Raw genomic sequence first — 14,267 nt, forward strand, 5'->3', positions numbered from 1 at the left:
CCCCCACGGCGGGACCGGACCCCAGCCCAGCACCACACACGAGAGAGGCGCAGCACATGCCCAAGCTCAGCCCCGCCGACGTCCCTGAGGTCAAGTTGGACTCGGCTGCCGCCGCCATCGAAGCCACGATGACCCGCGAGCAGCGCCGCGGGCTCTTCGAGAAGCCCGGCAGCGTCCTGTACGCCATCGTCGAACTCACCTCGAAGAGCTACACCGGCCACGCCGAAGGCGAGGACAAGGACCCGCAGGTGAAGGTCCGGGTCACCGGCTGCGAGGTCGCACGCACCGACGAGGACGCCAAGTCCCTCATCGAGGCCCGCCACGCCATGTACCGCGGCCGGCAGATCGACGGCACGTTCGACGAGGTCGGCAAGGACCCGATCCACCCGGATGGCCAGCTTGCCGGGCTGGTCGCGAGCAAGCCGACCGAGGACGAGCTGAAGGAGCACAAGCGGCGCCGTGAGCAGGCCCGCCGGGACGAGTTCGTTCGCTAGCCGCTCGCCGTCCGGGGCGGCTGTACAGCGGGCGCCCCGGGCCGACCGGATCTTGCCGGATCGGTTCCGCAACATCACGAGAGAAGCAGTGAGTTGAGCACAGACGAGCAGGACGCCCGCACCCCGGGCAGCGTGCCGAACGCCTTCGGCAACGCGCTCGCGTGGCGATGGGCCCGCAGCATGCCGCGGGCTCTGAAACCCGGCCTGCTCACGCTGCTCTACGCCCTGCGTGCCATGTCCAACGCCGCCGGTGAACTCCGCTTCAGCGACGGCAAGCCCATCCGGATCCAGGACATTGCGAAGGCGGCCGGCGCCGACGAGAAAGACGCTCGCGACCGGCTGGAAGCCGCTGTACGGGCCGGTGTTGTCGTCGTCCGGGGTGAACGCCGCCGGGGCCGTACCGCGCTGTACGCCATCGTCCTCGCCCCCGTCCCGAACTGGCCCGCCGCAGTGGCCTACCTCGAAGGCGTCAAGGCGTCCCGTGAGGAGGCTCGGCAGAAGCGGGAGGCCGAGCGGAAGGCGGCTCCGTGGGCCGAGGAGAACGGGGGGCGGTCCCCCGAACTCGAAGGATCAGAGAACGGGGGACCGACCCCCGAACTTACCGACGGTACGGCCGAGGAAGAACGGGGGACCGCCCCCCGAATGAGTTCGGGGGACCGCCCCCTGAACGGTTCGGGGGACCGCCCCCCGAACACCCCAGGGGGTTACCCATGGGGTTCCCAAGACGGGGCTGAGGTCTCTTTCAAACCTCAGGTGGTTGGGCGCTCCGGTGATCAGGACGAGTCCCACGAACCCAACCCCGACGACCACACCACGTGGCGCATCTGCCCCGGCTGCAACCGCCGGATCATGCCCGACCCTCAGCGACCCGACCGCACCATGCACGCCCGCTGTGAGCCAGCCACCCACCACGAAAGGCACAGCGCATGACCACGCCCGACCCCACGAACCGCGACGCCCGAGCCCGAGCCATCACCCTCCTCCTCGCCGCCGCCGAGACCGGCAGCGAGATCAACGCCCTCATCCGAGTCGCCCTCCGCGCCGGGTTCATGTGGCGCTGCCCCACCTGCCGCGAGAACCACTACGCCGACCGCGAGACCTGCTGCGGCAAGCCGCGACCCGACGACGCCTGACCAGCACCGCAGACCAACCGCCCCACGACCAACCCCCGGGGGTACCCATGACCAGCACCCTGCACGACCTGATGATCCGCACCCCCGGCCTGCCCTGCCGCCTCGACCACGAGCCGTTCTTCAGCGACCAGGCCCGCGAACGCGCCGCCGCCGTACGCCAGTGCCAGACCTGCCCCCTGCGGACCCCCTGCGCCGCGTACGCCATCGAGACCCGGCAGGCGCACGGCGTGTGGGGCGGCACCACGGCCGCGGACCGGCGCAGCTTCCGTGACGGTCGGCCGTGGCGGTTCGACGAGCACGGCCAGCTGCGGCTCGTGTGCGGCTCGGAGGCCGCGTATCGGGCGCACTTCGGGTACCGGGAGCAGCCGTGTGACGAGTGCACCGCGGCGCACGACGCGCACGTTGAAGCCGAGCGTCGGGCGCGGTTGGCCGTCGAGCACGAGGCCGGCGGTTCCTCGCGTGGCTACCACCTGCACCGCGTGCTGGGGGAGCCCGCCTGCGACGAGTGCAAGGGGGCGCAGGCGAAGCGGTCGGCGGCGGACCGTGCGCGCGGCCGGAAGAGCCCACAGCGGGCGCGTGGCGGCCGAGGCGTCCGGAAGTCCACCGATACGGCGCCGGGCGCTCCAGCGGACGCACAGACGTTCCAACGGGCCGCGTGAGCCCCGCCGTGATCGCCATCGTCGCCTACGTGCTGCTCGTCGTCACCACCGCCGGCCTGCCCCTCGCCCACTGGTCCCACATGCCCTGGAGGAAGCCTTGAAGCACTTCACCGCAGCCCTCTGCGTCCTGTACACCGTGGCTTCCATCGCGCTCCTGCGCTGCGCCGTCGCCAGCCAGCAGCACGGCCAGGCTGGATACACCGCCCTGTTCACCACGTGCACGGTGCTGTTCGCGCTCGGCGTCGTCCACCACGCCTACCACCGCGACGAGCTGCGCGCCGCGCTGCTGCGCCTCGAACGCGCCGCACGCCCACCCGACACCCGGCCGGCCATCGATGACGCCGTGGCCATCGCCCTCGCTACCGCCTGCTGCGAGACCTGGTGGGCAACCACCGGCGCGCAGCACGACCCCGAGCACTGCACCAGGAAGGACACCACCGCATGACCACCCCCAACCCGGCCGAGCTGGACAAGCGCCGGCACGAGCTGACGAACGGACTCCTCGCCATGCGCGAGCAGTTGGCTCCCGTCTTCGACACCGCCGACGGCATGCGCGCCGACATGGAGAAGCGCGGATGGTCGCCGACCGCGGCCGAGCAAGTGGCGCTCGCGTGGCTGCTCGGCGCGATGAACATCGCGATGGGCGGTGTGAAGCGGTGAGCCAGCCCAGCACCGACGCGCGGGCCGTCGTCCGCGCCGCCGAGCAGTTGACGACGCAGGTCCGACGCATCGCCGACGCCCTGTCCCCGGCCGCCGTCACCCCGTCGCCGGGCGTCGCCGTCGTCCATGGACGCCCCGTCGTCGCCACCGACGACGCGACGACGCCCGCGACGACGTGCAGCGCGGCCTACCGCGGGCCCAACTACCCACCGGGCGAATGCATCCGCGCCGCCGGGCACCTCACCGTCACCGACCACACCGACGACCTCGGCCACAGCTGGCCCGACGCCGTGGCGGTGTACCCGAGGTTCGACGAACCGCTGCGCGCGGCCCCGGCCGCCGACGAGGACGCGCAGCGCACCGCCCGCCGAGACAGTCTGCGCGTGCTCTTCTCCCGCGTGCAGCGCGGCCTCGCGCTCGCCCCGGACGAGTCGCGGCTGCTCGTGGACCAGGCTGAGACCGAGATGCGGGATGCCGACACCGCGCGGGTGCGGACGGGGAAGGCCAAGCACGCCGCCGACGATGGACGCCAATTGGGCCGAACGGGTCTACGTCCAACGGCGTAGGAGGACCTGCGGCGTCGTTGAAACATTCGAGATGAAAGACCTTGTGGCGGCAGAAGCACCTGAGACATGACACGAACGGGTCAATGGTGAGCAACACCACAAACGCTCGGTTCCATTGGGATTTTGTCGGTGTGGCTCGCCAGAATTCAGCTACTCGACAGAGGCCCACCGGGCTTCCTACGGCAACCGGCGAACCCCTGTCGAGTCGTGTGAGTCCAATACGCAGAGACAGGACCCTTTGGTGCAAGGTACACAGCCGCCAGGCGGCTCGGGGCAGCTTTCACGAGCGATGCACGTCACCCTGCTGACCCTCATTGCCGCGCTTGTCGGTTTTGCGGTGGGCGTTTACGCCAGTCATGTGGGCGACCTCACGTTCTATGAGGCGTCCGGCGTGGGAACCGTCGGCGCCGTAACGGTGTTCACGGCAGGGATGATGATCCTCGACTACATCCGCGAGCAATAGCACGCCGACTTGGCGGGCGAGCCGCCCAGACACCCCGTCGTCGACCCGGACGACGGGGTGTCGCTGCGTCAGCTCATACCCTTCCAGATCCGCCACGCCCGCGACCGATCCGTACCGATCGCCTCACCGATCTCCGGGAAGTCCATCCCGCCCTCGTGCAGGGTGTCGACCGCCTGCTGACGGATCTCCTTCGGCAGCGTCTTCTCGCCCGCCCACTCCCGCAGCACCAGACCGGCCGCCCGCGCCCGCACCACAGCATCCGGGATCGCCTCCAGCCCGCGAAGCGCAGCACGAACCGCCGCGAGCACCCGATCCGCCTCGGCGCGCGCCTCGTCTCTCTCCTCGGCCATACCCGGTCACCTCCCCGCCGGAGCGTAGGTCTGCACACCCGACCACGTGTCGGCTACCCTCAACGCCATCAGGTGTCGGCTACCCGACACGATGATGCCTCACAAACGAAGACGCCCCCGGCGGCAACCGGGGGCTGACCACAGGAGACGTGACCTCCCATGGCTGACGCGCAGCCTACCCCGCACACCGACCTTGAACAGCGGCGCGCCACCGTGCGCCAACTGCACGACGCCGGCCACTCCAACCGCGCCATCGGACGCCAGTTGGGCATCAGCAAGGACGCCGTGGCGCGCGACCTCCGAGCCACCGAGCCGCCCACCGTCGAGCCGGACGCGCTGTCCACCGGGCCGGACGCGCCGCGCACCGAGACACCGGCGCGCGCCGCCACCGAGCCGGACCGCCCTGAGCGCGCGCCACTCACCCTGAGCAGCGGAAACAAGGTGCGGCCGTGGCTCGTCCACGAACTGGACTCTCAACTGATCCAGGACCTGAACGTCCTCATCGACCGGCGCACCGGCCGCCTGCCCGCGCCACTGGAGCGCGCCATCCGCATCGCCGCCGCCGCGCGCCGCGCCGCATGGATCAGCCGCATGCCGACCGACGCGCGCCACGACCGCGCCACCACGGCGAGCCACGGAGACGCGTGATGACCGCCGTCGCTGCCCTCGCGTTCTTCGCTCTGGCCATGGCCGGCGGACTCGTCCTGCTCGCCCTGGTCGACCTCCGCACCGTCCCCCCGATCACCGGGACGGCCGCCTTCGTGCTCACCTGCGCCGCGCTCGCCGTGGCGGTACTCCGCTGAGGACCCGTAATGCCACCGCTGCACATCCCCGTCTACGGCATCGTCACCCTCGGCGGCGTCGTGGTCGGGCTCGGCCTGTTCCTGTGGGACGCATCCCGCTGGTGGGCCGACCACCCCAAGAAGCGATTCCACCTCAAGGCCCTCAAGAAGCTCGCTCCCATCCTGGCGTGCGACGCCTACGGAGCCCTGCTCATCCTCTGCGCCGGAGGCATCATCGGTGCCGCCGCCGACTGGTCCCTGTGGGGCTCCAACACAGTGGGCGAAGTCGTCCTCGTGTACGGCGTCGGCGGCACCTCCCCAGACGTCACCCGCGCATCCCAGCTCGCCCTCACCCCTGGCGGCCACGCGGTCGTCATCCTCGCCACGATCGTGCTCATCGCCGTGGCGTCCCGCCGGGGCTTCCGGTGGGACTTCGTCCGCCAGACCCTGGCCGGGATCAGCCTCGGGCTCGCAAAGAGCGTGGCCGGCCTCGTGGGTCTCGTCGTCGCCCCCACGGTCTCGATGGCCGGCGACTGGTTCATGGGGCTGTGGTGAGGGCGCGCGCGGCCGTTGTGGGCCGCCGACTGTGCCTCGGGACGTGGCGGCAACTGGAGGCGTGGGCGCGCTGGTTGTCCGGGAAGACGCACGCCGACCGTCCCGGGATCGTCCGACTCGGCGTGATCCTGCGCCGCTTCGTCGCATCCGTGCTTGCCGCCGTCTTCTACAGCCTGCTGCTCCAGCGGGTACCCGGCGGGATCTACCTGCTGCCGGTGGTGTGGGCGATCGGCGCATGGCAGATGTCCGATACATCCGCCACTCCCCCACCGAGAGAGGTTGCCCCCGAATCTGCTGAAGCCGCTGGTCGTAGGCGTGCGAAGGCGAGAGGGGTCACCGACCCGAACGGGGTTATGTGCATCGTGCACCCAGTGCGGGAGGAGGTGACCGACCGGTGATCCTCCAACTCCTCACCCGCCTGTACGAGTACTGTGCCGAGTGCGGCTGGTGGACCAAGCCCCACTGCGGGCACTGACCACCGTCAGCCCCACCCCCTACAGTCGTCCACATCTATCCGCGTCTCTGGCTGTGACGCTGAACGGGCCCCGTCGAAATTCCCAGCGGCGGGGCCCGCTCCATGCCCGCTGTGTCACGATGCCCCCACCGACCGCACTGTCCAGGGGGGACACATGCGCACTCGCGCCACCATCACGCTTGCCACCGCCGCCGCGCTCCTCGCGCTCACCGCCTGCTCGTCGAGCGACGACAAGGCCAGTAGCCCGACCGATCCCGCGCCAGCCAAGACCACCACGCCCACCCCGGCCGAGACAGGGGCACTGGAACTGACCGTGCGGGACTACACCGAGGCTTACTTCAAGGGCGACGCCAAGACGGCGTACGGCGTGCTGTCGAAGCGCTGCGCGGGGAAGGTGACCGAGGAACTGTTCGCCGCCACCGTGAGGCAGGCGCACACCGACTACGGCGCCGGACACCCTGCGACGGATGTGCAGGCGGACGTGTCCGGCGATCTCGCCCGCGTCACGTACAAGGTGGAGGGGCTGCCCAAGTTCGACCAGGAGTCGCAGCCGTGGGCGCGGGAGGGCGGCACCTGGAAGTACGACGCCTGCTGAACCGGGCTCCCACGACAGCAACCAGCGACTCCTCGCCTCTAGGACAACCCGCTTGAATCACTTCCACTGGCAGAAGGCCGCGAGTGATGATGTCGGCATGACTGACCTCATCAGCACCCTGATCTCGGCCTTCGGTGTCCTGGCCAGCACCATGGTGCTCACCATGTTCATCAGCTCCGGAGCGTCGGTTGCCGTGATCGGAATTTGCAGTGCGGCCTTCCTCATCGCCCTCTACGCACTCGTGCGTGACGTAAGGCGCCTTCGCGCACGACGGACCATCTGACAGAAGATCCTGCACCAGAGGCGCGCGGCCAAGCCCCCACCGACTGAAGCGGTGGGGGCCTCGTCATGCCTGGCGAATTGCAGCCCCCAAGATCCGGCCGCGCCCGAAATCCGTACCGTCCCCGTCAGGGAGGTGACGGAGTGGCGACCAAGAAGAACGCGGACATCGCGCGGCAGCGCGAGGACGAGGTGATGCTGCTCCGCACCCGCGAGCGGCTGGAGTTCCGCGAGATCGCCGAGCGGATCGGCGCCGACGTCAAGAACACGTACGAGGCGTGGAAACGCGGCCGGACCCGACTCCACCAGGAAGCCGCCGACAGCTTCGGCGCGTACGTCGGCGAGCAGCTGGCGACATGCAAGCAGGTGATCGACGGTCTGATGCCGCAGGTGTTCGCCGGGGGCATGAACGCCTCCAAGGCCGCCGAGGCGATCGTCAAGGCCATGGACCACGAGGCGAAGCTGCTCGGGCTCTATGCCCCCGTGAAGGCCAACGTCACCGTCACCGACGAGATGACCACCCGTATCAAAGCCCTCGCTGACGAGATCGCGCAGCTGGAGGAGACATGACCGAGCCCATCCCCGAAGAGTCGGCGCCCGCCGATCCGATCGATACGTGCCCGTCTGCGTTTCCCCGGAACCCGTCCATCACGTGCCAGCTGGTCAAGGACCACAACGCCCGCATGATCCACCGCCGAGAGACCGGCGGCCCCGACAGCCCGTACTTCGAATGGGAGTAGCCCCGCAGTGCACGCCGCCGCCCTCGACGCAGCGATGGTCGGGATGTCCCCGGCCGAACTTGAGCTGCTCGAACAGGAGCTGGCGGCGCGCCTGTGGGCGAAGCGGTGGGGCCGCTGGAAGCCGTACCCGTGGCAGGTTCCGCCCCCGGCGATCGAGACGCTCGGCTGGTGGCTCCAGCTTGGTGGCCGTGGCACGGGCAAGACGGACGGCTGCGCCCGCTACATGGTCGCGCACGTCAACGGGCCACCCTGTGACCCGCGGTTGAAGGGCGGGCACCGCATGGCAATCATCGCGCCGACGCAGGGAGACGCCGTCGAGGCGTGCGTGAACGGGCCGTCCGGGCTGAAGGCGCACGACCCGCGCGTGGTGCTCAGGACGACGGCTGGCGGCACCTTCGCGAGGTGGCCGAGCGGGGCCGAGGCGAAACTGTTCGGCGCGCACACCCCGGACGACGTGGAACGGCTCCGGGCCGGCGGTAACCGGTGCCTCGTGTGGATGGAAGAGGTCGCCGCGCAGCGCCGGTTGAAGGACGCCATCACGCACAGCGAGATGGGCCTGCGCATCGGATCCAACCCGCACTACATCGGCAGCACCACGCCGAAGCCGCGAACCGAGATCATCGAACTCACCGAGCGGTCCGACGTCATCGTGACCAAGGGCCGCACCCGGGACGCGATCCACCTGCCACAGGAGCAGCGCGACAAACTGATCCGCCGCCACGCTGGCACTGCTACCGAGGCTCAGGAGCTGGACGGCGAGCTGCTGAAGGACATCGAGGGCGCCCTGTGGAAGCGCCTGGTCCTGGACCGGACGCGTGTCGGCGCGGCCCCGCCACTCGTGCGCATCGTCGTCGCCATCGACCCGGCCGCGACCGACGGCGACGAGTCCGACGAGATGGGCATCATCGTGGCCGGCCTCGGCCAGGCATACATCCCCGACCGCAACGGGTTCGTCCGGCAGCACGCCTACGTGCTCGACGACCTGTCCGGGCGCATGTCGCCCGAGGAGTGCATGCGGAAGGCAGCCGAGGCGTACCACGCCTGGAAGGCCGATGTGGTGATCGCCGAGACGAACAACGGCGGCGACTGGATCGGCACGACGCTGCGGCAGATCGACCGCACGGTGAACTACGACACCGTGACCGCCACCCGCGGCAAGGCCACCCGCGCCGAACCGGTGGCGGCCGTGTTCTCGCAGAACGCCGCGCACATCGTCACCAGCCTGCCCGAACTGGAGACCCAGTTGGTCACGTGGGTCCCGGGGCAGGACAGCCCGGACCGGCTTGACGCCATGGTGTGGGCCCTCACTGCTCTCATGCTCGCGCCCGCGGGCAACTCGGCCGCGGTCGCATAGGAGGACCCTTGAGCCAGTACCGGAACCGAGCGCTACGCCGAGCCGCCGAGACACGCGCCCTCAGCCTTGACAGCCTCCGCGACCGCATGCCGATCACCGTGGCCTCGATCGGCGGGCAGCAGTCCCTCACCATGGCGCTGGACGCCGAGGCGAGGGGGTTCGCCAACTCGGCCGTGGCGTACCGGTGCGTGGACGCAATCGCCTCCAACGGCTCGTCGGTCCCGCTGGCCGTGGCCCGGCCGGACGGCTCGTTCATCGACGGGCACGAGGTCGCCCACCTGTTCAACAAGAAGCCCAACACGTTCTTGTCGGCCCGCGCCTTCAAGTACCTGCTTCTCATGCAGGCCGAGTTGGCCGGCCAGTCCTTCGTGCACCTGGACCGGGGCGAAACAGGACTCGGGCCGATTGCCGAGGCGAACCTAGTGTTCGATCCGGTGGACATCGTGGTCGACAAGCCGTTGTCACAGCGCCCCACGATCGTGAACATCGTCGGGTTCGTCATCCGGCGCGGCGACGGTGTGCAGGTGCCGGTGCTGCCGGAAGAGATGCTGTGGCTGCGCTACCCGCACCCGTTCGATCCGCTGGGCTGCATCGCCCCGTGGAAGGCTGCGCGGCACGCCGTCGACATGGACGCGTTCGCCCGCGAGTGGCAGCGCTCCAGCTACGCGAACGGCGCTCGTCCCACCGGCGTCGTCTACCTCGGCGACATGGAAGAGCGCGAGTTCACGGCAGTCAAGGCCGCGTGGCGCGCGTCGATGCAGGGCCCGGAGAACGCCGGCAAGACGCTGCTCGTACGGTCCGCGCCGGGCGGCGGGCAGAACGGCGCCAAGGGCATCGGCTTCGAGAGGCTGACGTTCACCCCAGAGGAGATGGAGTACCTCGAAAGCCGCATGGCCAACTCGGCTGAGGTCATGTTGGCGTTCGGGGTGCCGCACGACTACTTGGCCGCGGGCACGACGTACGAGAACCGGGCGGCGGCAAAGGCGACGCTGTGGTCCGACACCATCAAGCCGAAGCTCGAAATGATCGCCTCGGAGATCGACCTCCGCCTGCTGCCGTCCGACGCCGAAGACGCGGTGTTCGACCTCTCGGGCGTCGAGGCCCTCCAGGAGACACAGGACTCGAAGGCGAACCGCACCCGGGCCAGCGTCTACAGCGACACCCTGATGATCGATGAGGCCCGCGCCGAACTCGGCAAAGATCCGCTACCGGGCGGCATCGGCCAGCACACCCTGACCCCGTACCGGGCACAGTTCGCCCCCGTACAGGGCGTGCCGGCCGGAGATGAGGCGCGGTCGTGGAATGCGGACTTCTCTCGTCTGCTGCCGTCGTCGCCGGACGTCGGAGCCGTTGTCGAGCGGGCCGTAGAGGCTGCCCTTGCCCGGCTGCTTGGGCAGGCCCCGCCGCAGGTCGACGCTCCTCCGACGCCCCGTCGGCCGGAGCTGACCCGCGCGGACGACGGGCCGTCGTCGCCGTCCGTCAGCGAGATCAACGCCGCCTATGACGAGCTGGAGCCCGCCGGCCGCCGCGCCGTGCAGGCCCTCGCCCGCGAACAGCGCGACCGGGTGCTGAGGGACTTCGACCGGCTCATGGCCAAGCCGCAGCGGTCCACGGCGTGGCTGGAGGAGACCCGCGCGCACGCCTGCGCTCTCGCCCGCGACGACCAGGTACGCCTCGCCCCGCCCGACCCCGATCAGTTGCCCGCGGCCCGCATGACCGACATGGACGTCGCCACCGGCCCGGAGGGGTGGGACGAGCGCATCCAGGTGCGGGAGATCTTCGACGCGCGGTACTGGCGGCGGAAGACGGCCGAGACGCTGCGGCCGTTCATCGAGCGAGTGTGGCGCCGCGGCGGGGCCACGATCACGGGTTCGTTCGACCTGGACGAGCCGGACGTGTCCGCCGCCCTGGGCGACCGGATCGAGGAGTTGGCCGGGCAGGTCACGGCGACCACGGAGCAGGTGCTCCGATCGCAACTCCTCGCGCACGGCGTTGCCGAGGGCGAGAGCGTGCCCGAGCTGCGGGCGCGGATCCAGCGGGTGTTCGCCAACCTGAGCGACTACCGGGCGACGATGATCGCCCGCACAGAGACCGTCGGCGGCTACAGCCAGGCGTCGTTCCTCGCCGCGCTCGACGCCGGCGCCACAACGAAGACGTGGCTCGCCACGAAAGACCAGCGCACGCGCGAGACGCACCGGCAGGAGAACGGGAACACGGCCGCGATGAACAAGCGGTTCACCCTCACCAAGTCCCGGTGGCCGGCGGATCCGACCGCCCCGGCCGCGCAGTCCATCCAGTGCCGTTGCGCACTCACGTACTCGTTCGAGGAGTCCTGATCATGGCGACGCTGCTGCGCGGCGAGATCCCCGTCATCCTCCAGCCCGCTGGGCATGCGCAGTACCGGGGCGCGTACTGCCCGCCCGGCGTGCCCTTCAAGGAAGTCCGCCGTGGACCGTTCGACGGAAAGCAGGATCTCGCCGTCCGCCCGGACATCAACGGCGAGGTGCCCAAGCTCGTCACGTTCGCCAACGGGCAGGTCGTGTACGAGTACGACGGCCGCGACAAGAAGAACCGCGCCGTATACCGGTACGCCCCAAAGCTGTCCTCGTCGCACCGCGACGTCATGAACGGCGTGGCCGAGGTCTACGCCGAGCACGCGCTGAAGAAGGGAACCCAGTGAGCTTCAACGTCCTCATGATCGAGTGCCCGTACTGCCACGTTCAGCAGCCGGCCCGCGTTACGGCGGTCGCTGACGTAGACCTCGCCCGCGACGACTTGCCCGACGTCGTACCGGTGACCCACACGGCGGACCTGACGGCCGCGAAGACGCACGCACAGACGTGCAGGAGCAGGAGGACCCGGTAATGGAGATCGAGTTCCGCGTCTTCGAGACGCACGAGTTCCGCGTAGGCGAGGACCAGGACGGCACCTTCGAAGGCGTGGCCTGCCAGTACGGCAAGAAGGACTCGTACGGCACCACCTTCCACCCCGGCGTCTTCAAGCGCGGCATCGACAAGGGCTCGTACGCCTACCTGTTCATGCACAGCCCGTACGACCCGATCGGCACCTTCCGAGCCGACGAGCAGCCCAACCACCTGCACATCGCGGGCGCGTACGACGACACGCAGTCCGGCCGCGACAAACGCGCGATGGCCCGGTCCGGCAGCGCGCGGGAACTGTCCGTCGGGTTCGTGCGGACGGACCTGCCGGAATGGAAGAAGCTCGCCGAGATGGGCGACGAGGACCGCGCCGACGTGCTGGAAAACATCCGGTCCGCGCGGCTCATCGAGGTCTCGCAGATCACCGCGCGCATGGCGGCCGTGCCCGGCTCCAAGCTGAAGACCGTCCGCAGCGCGCTCGGCGCCCTGTACACGGACACCGTGGGCGAGCCGACCCTCGCCGAGCGGCTGGCCGAGTACGACCGCGAGCACGGCCGGGACTCGGCGATCGCCCACCAGCAGGAGATGATCCGGCGACAACGGCGGGCGGCGCTGCTGCGGCTGACGGCCGTGGGCGGCGCGTGATGACCGACGACGAACTGAGCCTCGCAGGACAGGCGATGGGCGTCACCGCGCCTTCCTCGCCCTGTTCCTGACGCTGTGGTGGGACAAACGACGTAAGCGACGACGCCGGTAGATGCCCGTCGTCAGGGGCGAATTGCGGCCCCCACCCGCACGCACCCCCGCAGTCGATCTACCCTCCCCCCATCCGGGCCGCTCGCACCGGACGTGAAAGCCGCGAGCATGCCGGGCGCGATCCACCGGCCGTGACAGACGGACCGCAGACACCCAGACATCTGGGCGGCTGCGTGCCGTCCACGGACCGAGAGGACTCGCGGTGAGCAACTTCGCGAAGATCCGCCCCATCGGTCGCCGCCGTGACGGTCGACTGATCTACCCCATCAAGGGCGGTGCCCCGACCCTGACCGAGCAGCGCGACGAGGTCGTGCGCCTGCTCCAGGACCCGAACTTCGACGGCGACGTTGACGAGCTGCTCCAGCGCGCCGACGACATCGCCGCGAAGATCGACCAGGCCGCTCGGCGCGACGCCCGCCTCCGCGCGCTCAAGGCAGCTTCGCTGCCCGCTGGCGACCCGGACCCGGACACCCGCCGCGAGGAGCCGGGCATGCAGCCCGACGACCGAGGCAACCCGCACCCGCTCACCGTCGCCGAGGCCTTCGTCCGCAGCAAGGCCCTGGAGAACTTCCGAGCGAACGGCAAGCGCGGCCAGTTCAGCGTGGAGGGAGCCGACTTCCGCGCGGCCCCGGCCGGCACGGTCACCACGACGACCCAGCCGCAGCAGAACACCCGGGTGCCGGGGATCATCCCGCAGAACCCGGACTTCCCCCTGCTGGTCGCAAGCCTGTTGGACCGGCAGACGTCGGACGGCACCACGCTGGAGTACATGCGGGACGTGTCCGGCCCGCAGGCGACCTGGAACAAGGCCGCAGTCGTCGCCGAGGGCGCCGACAAGCCTAAGTCCGGCCCGTTCCTGTTCGACCTGATCAGTACGAACCTGAAGACCGTCGCGCACTGGGTGCCCATCACCCGGCAGGCCGCGGACGACAACGGCCAGCTCATGGGCTACATCAACGGCCGACTGACGTACGGCCTTGAGTACAAGATGGATCGCGAGATCCTCACCGGCAACGGCACCACCGAGATGCAGGGCATCCTCACGACGGCCGGCATCGGCGCGTACCAGCCGGGCGTGGGGTCGACGGACGTCAAGCTCATCACGGTCCGGAAGGCGAAGACGCAGGGCGAGTTGGCGTTGTACCCGCCGACTGCCGTCGTGCTCAACCCGATGGACTGGCAGGACATCGAGCTGGACGAGGACGACAACGGTCAGTTCCGCGTCATCGCGAACGTCACCGACCCGGGCGCGCCGATGCGGCTGTGGGGCCTGACGGTCGTCACCACCGTGGCGATGGCTGCGGGGACGGCGCTCCTCGGCGGGTTCCGCACCGGGGCGACGCTGTGGGAGCGGCAGGGGATCACCATCCTCATGACCGACTCGCACGCGGAGTACTTCACCGCGAACACGCTGGTCATCCTCGCCGAGCGCCGCGCGAACGTCGCGGTCCACACTCCGCAGGCGTTCGTGAAGATCACGTTCGCTGCGGCGACTTCCTGACTTCCCCGTGGGCGCGGTCCGCCCCG

General features: G+C 69.9%; 21 protein-coding genes. 20 read left to right on the forward strand and 1 reads right to left on the reverse strand.

Annotated features, from left to right (window positions below):
• Nucleotides 1–56: 56 nt before the first annotated feature.
• From CTZ28_RS12575 to CTZ28_RS46965, 8 genes are all read left to right on the forward strand, one after another.
• The gene (locus CTZ28_RS12575) at nucleotides 57–494 is read left to right on the forward strand and encodes a hypothetical protein (protein WP_121889424.1); all 438 of its coding nucleotides are present in this window, start codon (nucleotides 57–59) and stop codon (nucleotides 492–494) included.
• A gap of 93 nt (nucleotides 495–587) precedes the next feature.
• Nucleotides 588–1,424, forward strand: coding sequence for a hypothetical protein (locus tag CTZ28_RS12580; protein ID WP_121889425.1), 837 nt, complete (start codon nucleotides 588–590; stop codon nucleotides 1,422–1,424).
• Entirely contained in the window at nucleotides 1,421–1,627 is a 207-nt protein-coding gene (locus tag CTZ28_RS12585; protein WP_121889426.1) for a hypothetical protein, read from the forward strand. The genes CTZ28_RS12580 and CTZ28_RS12585 overlap by 4 nt, the downstream gene beginning before the upstream one ends.
• 47 nt (nucleotides 1,628–1,674) lie before the next feature.
• Entirely contained in the window at nucleotides 1,675–2,286 is a 612-nt protein-coding gene (locus tag CTZ28_RS12590; RefSeq protein ID WP_121889427.1) for a WhiB family transcriptional regulator, read from the forward strand.
• 97 nt (nucleotides 2,287–2,383) lie between these two features.
• Nucleotides 2,384–2,731, forward strand: a complete 348-nt coding sequence (locus CTZ28_RS12595) for a hypothetical protein (protein WP_121889428.1) — start codon at nucleotides 2,384–2,386, stop codon at nucleotides 2,729–2,731.
• Complete coding sequence (locus CTZ28_RS12600; RefSeq protein ID WP_121889429.1) at nucleotides 2,728–2,946, forward strand: hypothetical protein; 219 nt, start codon at nucleotides 2,728–2,730, stop codon at nucleotides 2,944–2,946. Before CTZ28_RS12595 ends, CTZ28_RS12600 begins: the two co-directional genes overlap by 4 nt.
• Nucleotides 2,943–3,512 carry a hypothetical protein gene (locus CTZ28_RS12605; protein WP_121889430.1) on the forward strand — a complete coding sequence of 190 codons (570 nt, stop codon included), beginning with the start codon at nucleotides 2,943–2,945 and terminating at the stop codon, nucleotides 3,510–3,512. Before CTZ28_RS12600 ends, CTZ28_RS12605 begins: the two co-directional genes overlap by 4 nt.
• Before the next feature lie 289 nt (nucleotides 3,513–3,801).
• On the forward strand, nucleotides 3,802–3,975 hold the full coding sequence (locus CTZ28_RS46965) for a hypothetical protein (protein ID WP_183154366.1): 174 nt from the start codon (nucleotides 3,802–3,804) through the stop codon (nucleotides 3,973–3,975).
• 68 nt (nucleotides 3,976–4,043) lie between these two features.
• Here CTZ28_RS46965 and CTZ28_RS12610 read toward each other — a convergent pair whose 3' ends face one another.
• The gene (locus CTZ28_RS12610) at nucleotides 4,044–4,325 is read right to left on the reverse strand and encodes a hypothetical protein (RefSeq protein WP_121889431.1); all 282 of its coding nucleotides are present in this window, start codon (nucleotides 4,323–4,325) and stop codon (nucleotides 4,044–4,046) included.
• A 159-nt stretch (nucleotides 4,326–4,484) separates the two neighbouring features.
• Between CTZ28_RS12610 and CTZ28_RS12615 the strand changes: the two genes are divergently transcribed.
• From CTZ28_RS12615 to CTZ28_RS12670, 12 genes are all read left to right on the forward strand, one after another.
• On the forward strand, nucleotides 4,485–4,973 hold the full coding sequence (locus CTZ28_RS12615; RefSeq protein WP_121889432.1) for a hypothetical protein: 489 nt from the start codon (nucleotides 4,485–4,487) through the stop codon (nucleotides 4,971–4,973).
• Nucleotides 4,973–5,128: a hypothetical protein gene (locus tag CTZ28_RS46970; RefSeq protein ID WP_183154367.1), complete on the forward strand. Its 156-nt coding sequence runs from the start codon at nucleotides 4,973–4,975 to the stop codon at nucleotides 5,126–5,128. Before CTZ28_RS12615 ends, CTZ28_RS46970 begins: the two co-directional genes overlap by 1 nt.
• A 9-nt stretch (nucleotides 5,129–5,137) precedes the next feature.
• Complete coding sequence (locus CTZ28_RS12620) at nucleotides 5,138–5,662, forward strand: hypothetical protein (RefSeq protein WP_121889433.1); 525 nt, start codon at nucleotides 5,138–5,140, stop codon at nucleotides 5,660–5,662.
• A 629-nt stretch (nucleotides 5,663–6,291) separates the two neighbouring features.
• Nucleotides 6,292–6,732, forward strand: coding sequence for a hypothetical protein (locus tag CTZ28_RS12630; RefSeq protein ID WP_121889435.1), 441 nt, complete (start codon nucleotides 6,292–6,294; stop codon nucleotides 6,730–6,732).
• A gap of 97 nt (nucleotides 6,733–6,829) precedes the next feature.
• Nucleotides 6,830–7,015 (forward strand): hypothetical protein, encoded by a 186-nt coding sequence (locus CTZ28_RS12635; RefSeq protein WP_121889436.1) that lies wholly within the window; start codon nucleotides 6,830–6,832, stop codon nucleotides 7,013–7,015.
• 140 nt (nucleotides 7,016–7,155) lie between these two features.
• A complete protein-coding gene (locus CTZ28_RS12640) occupies nucleotides 7,156–7,581 on the forward strand; it encodes a hypothetical protein (RefSeq protein WP_121889437.1) in 426 nt (141 codons plus the stop codon).
• Nucleotides 7,578–7,751: a hypothetical protein gene (locus CTZ28_RS46975; protein WP_183154368.1), complete on the forward strand. Its 174-nt coding sequence runs from the start codon at nucleotides 7,578–7,580 to the stop codon at nucleotides 7,749–7,751. The genes CTZ28_RS12640 and CTZ28_RS46975 overlap by 4 nt, the downstream gene beginning before the upstream one ends.
• A gap of 7 nt (nucleotides 7,752–7,758) precedes the next feature.
• Nucleotides 7,759–9,105 carry a phage terminase large subunit family protein gene (locus tag CTZ28_RS12645; RefSeq protein ID WP_259471571.1) on the forward strand — a complete coding sequence of 449 codons (1,347 nt, stop codon included), beginning with the start codon at nucleotides 7,759–7,761 and terminating at the stop codon, nucleotides 9,103–9,105.
• 86 nt (nucleotides 9,106–9,191) lie between these two features.
• Nucleotides 9,192–11,441 (forward strand): phage portal protein, encoded by a 2,250-nt coding sequence (locus tag CTZ28_RS12650; RefSeq protein WP_121889438.1) that lies wholly within the window; start codon nucleotides 9,192–9,194, stop codon nucleotides 11,439–11,441.
• A 2-nt stretch (nucleotides 11,442–11,443) separates the two neighbouring features.
• A complete protein-coding gene (locus tag CTZ28_RS12655) occupies nucleotides 11,444–11,785 on the forward strand; it encodes a hypothetical protein (protein ID WP_121889439.1) in 342 nt (113 codons plus the stop codon).
• Nucleotides 11,786–11,969: 184 nt separating this feature from the next.
• Complete coding sequence (locus CTZ28_RS12665) at nucleotides 11,970–12,629, forward strand: HK97 family phage prohead protease (RefSeq protein WP_121889441.1); 660 nt, start codon at nucleotides 11,970–11,972, stop codon at nucleotides 12,627–12,629.
• Between the two features lie 313 nt (nucleotides 12,630–12,942).
• Nucleotides 12,943–14,241, forward strand: coding sequence for a phage major capsid protein (locus CTZ28_RS12670; protein WP_220795325.1), 1,299 nt, complete (start codon nucleotides 12,943–12,945; stop codon nucleotides 14,239–14,241).
• The last annotated feature ends 26 nt before the right edge of the window (nucleotides 14,242–14,267 follow it).

Source organism: Streptomyces shenzhenensis, assembly GCF_003688995.1.
GTDB classification, from domain to species: domain Bacteria; phylum Actinomycetota; class Actinomycetes; order Streptomycetales; family Streptomycetaceae; genus Streptomyces; species Streptomyces shenzhenensis_A.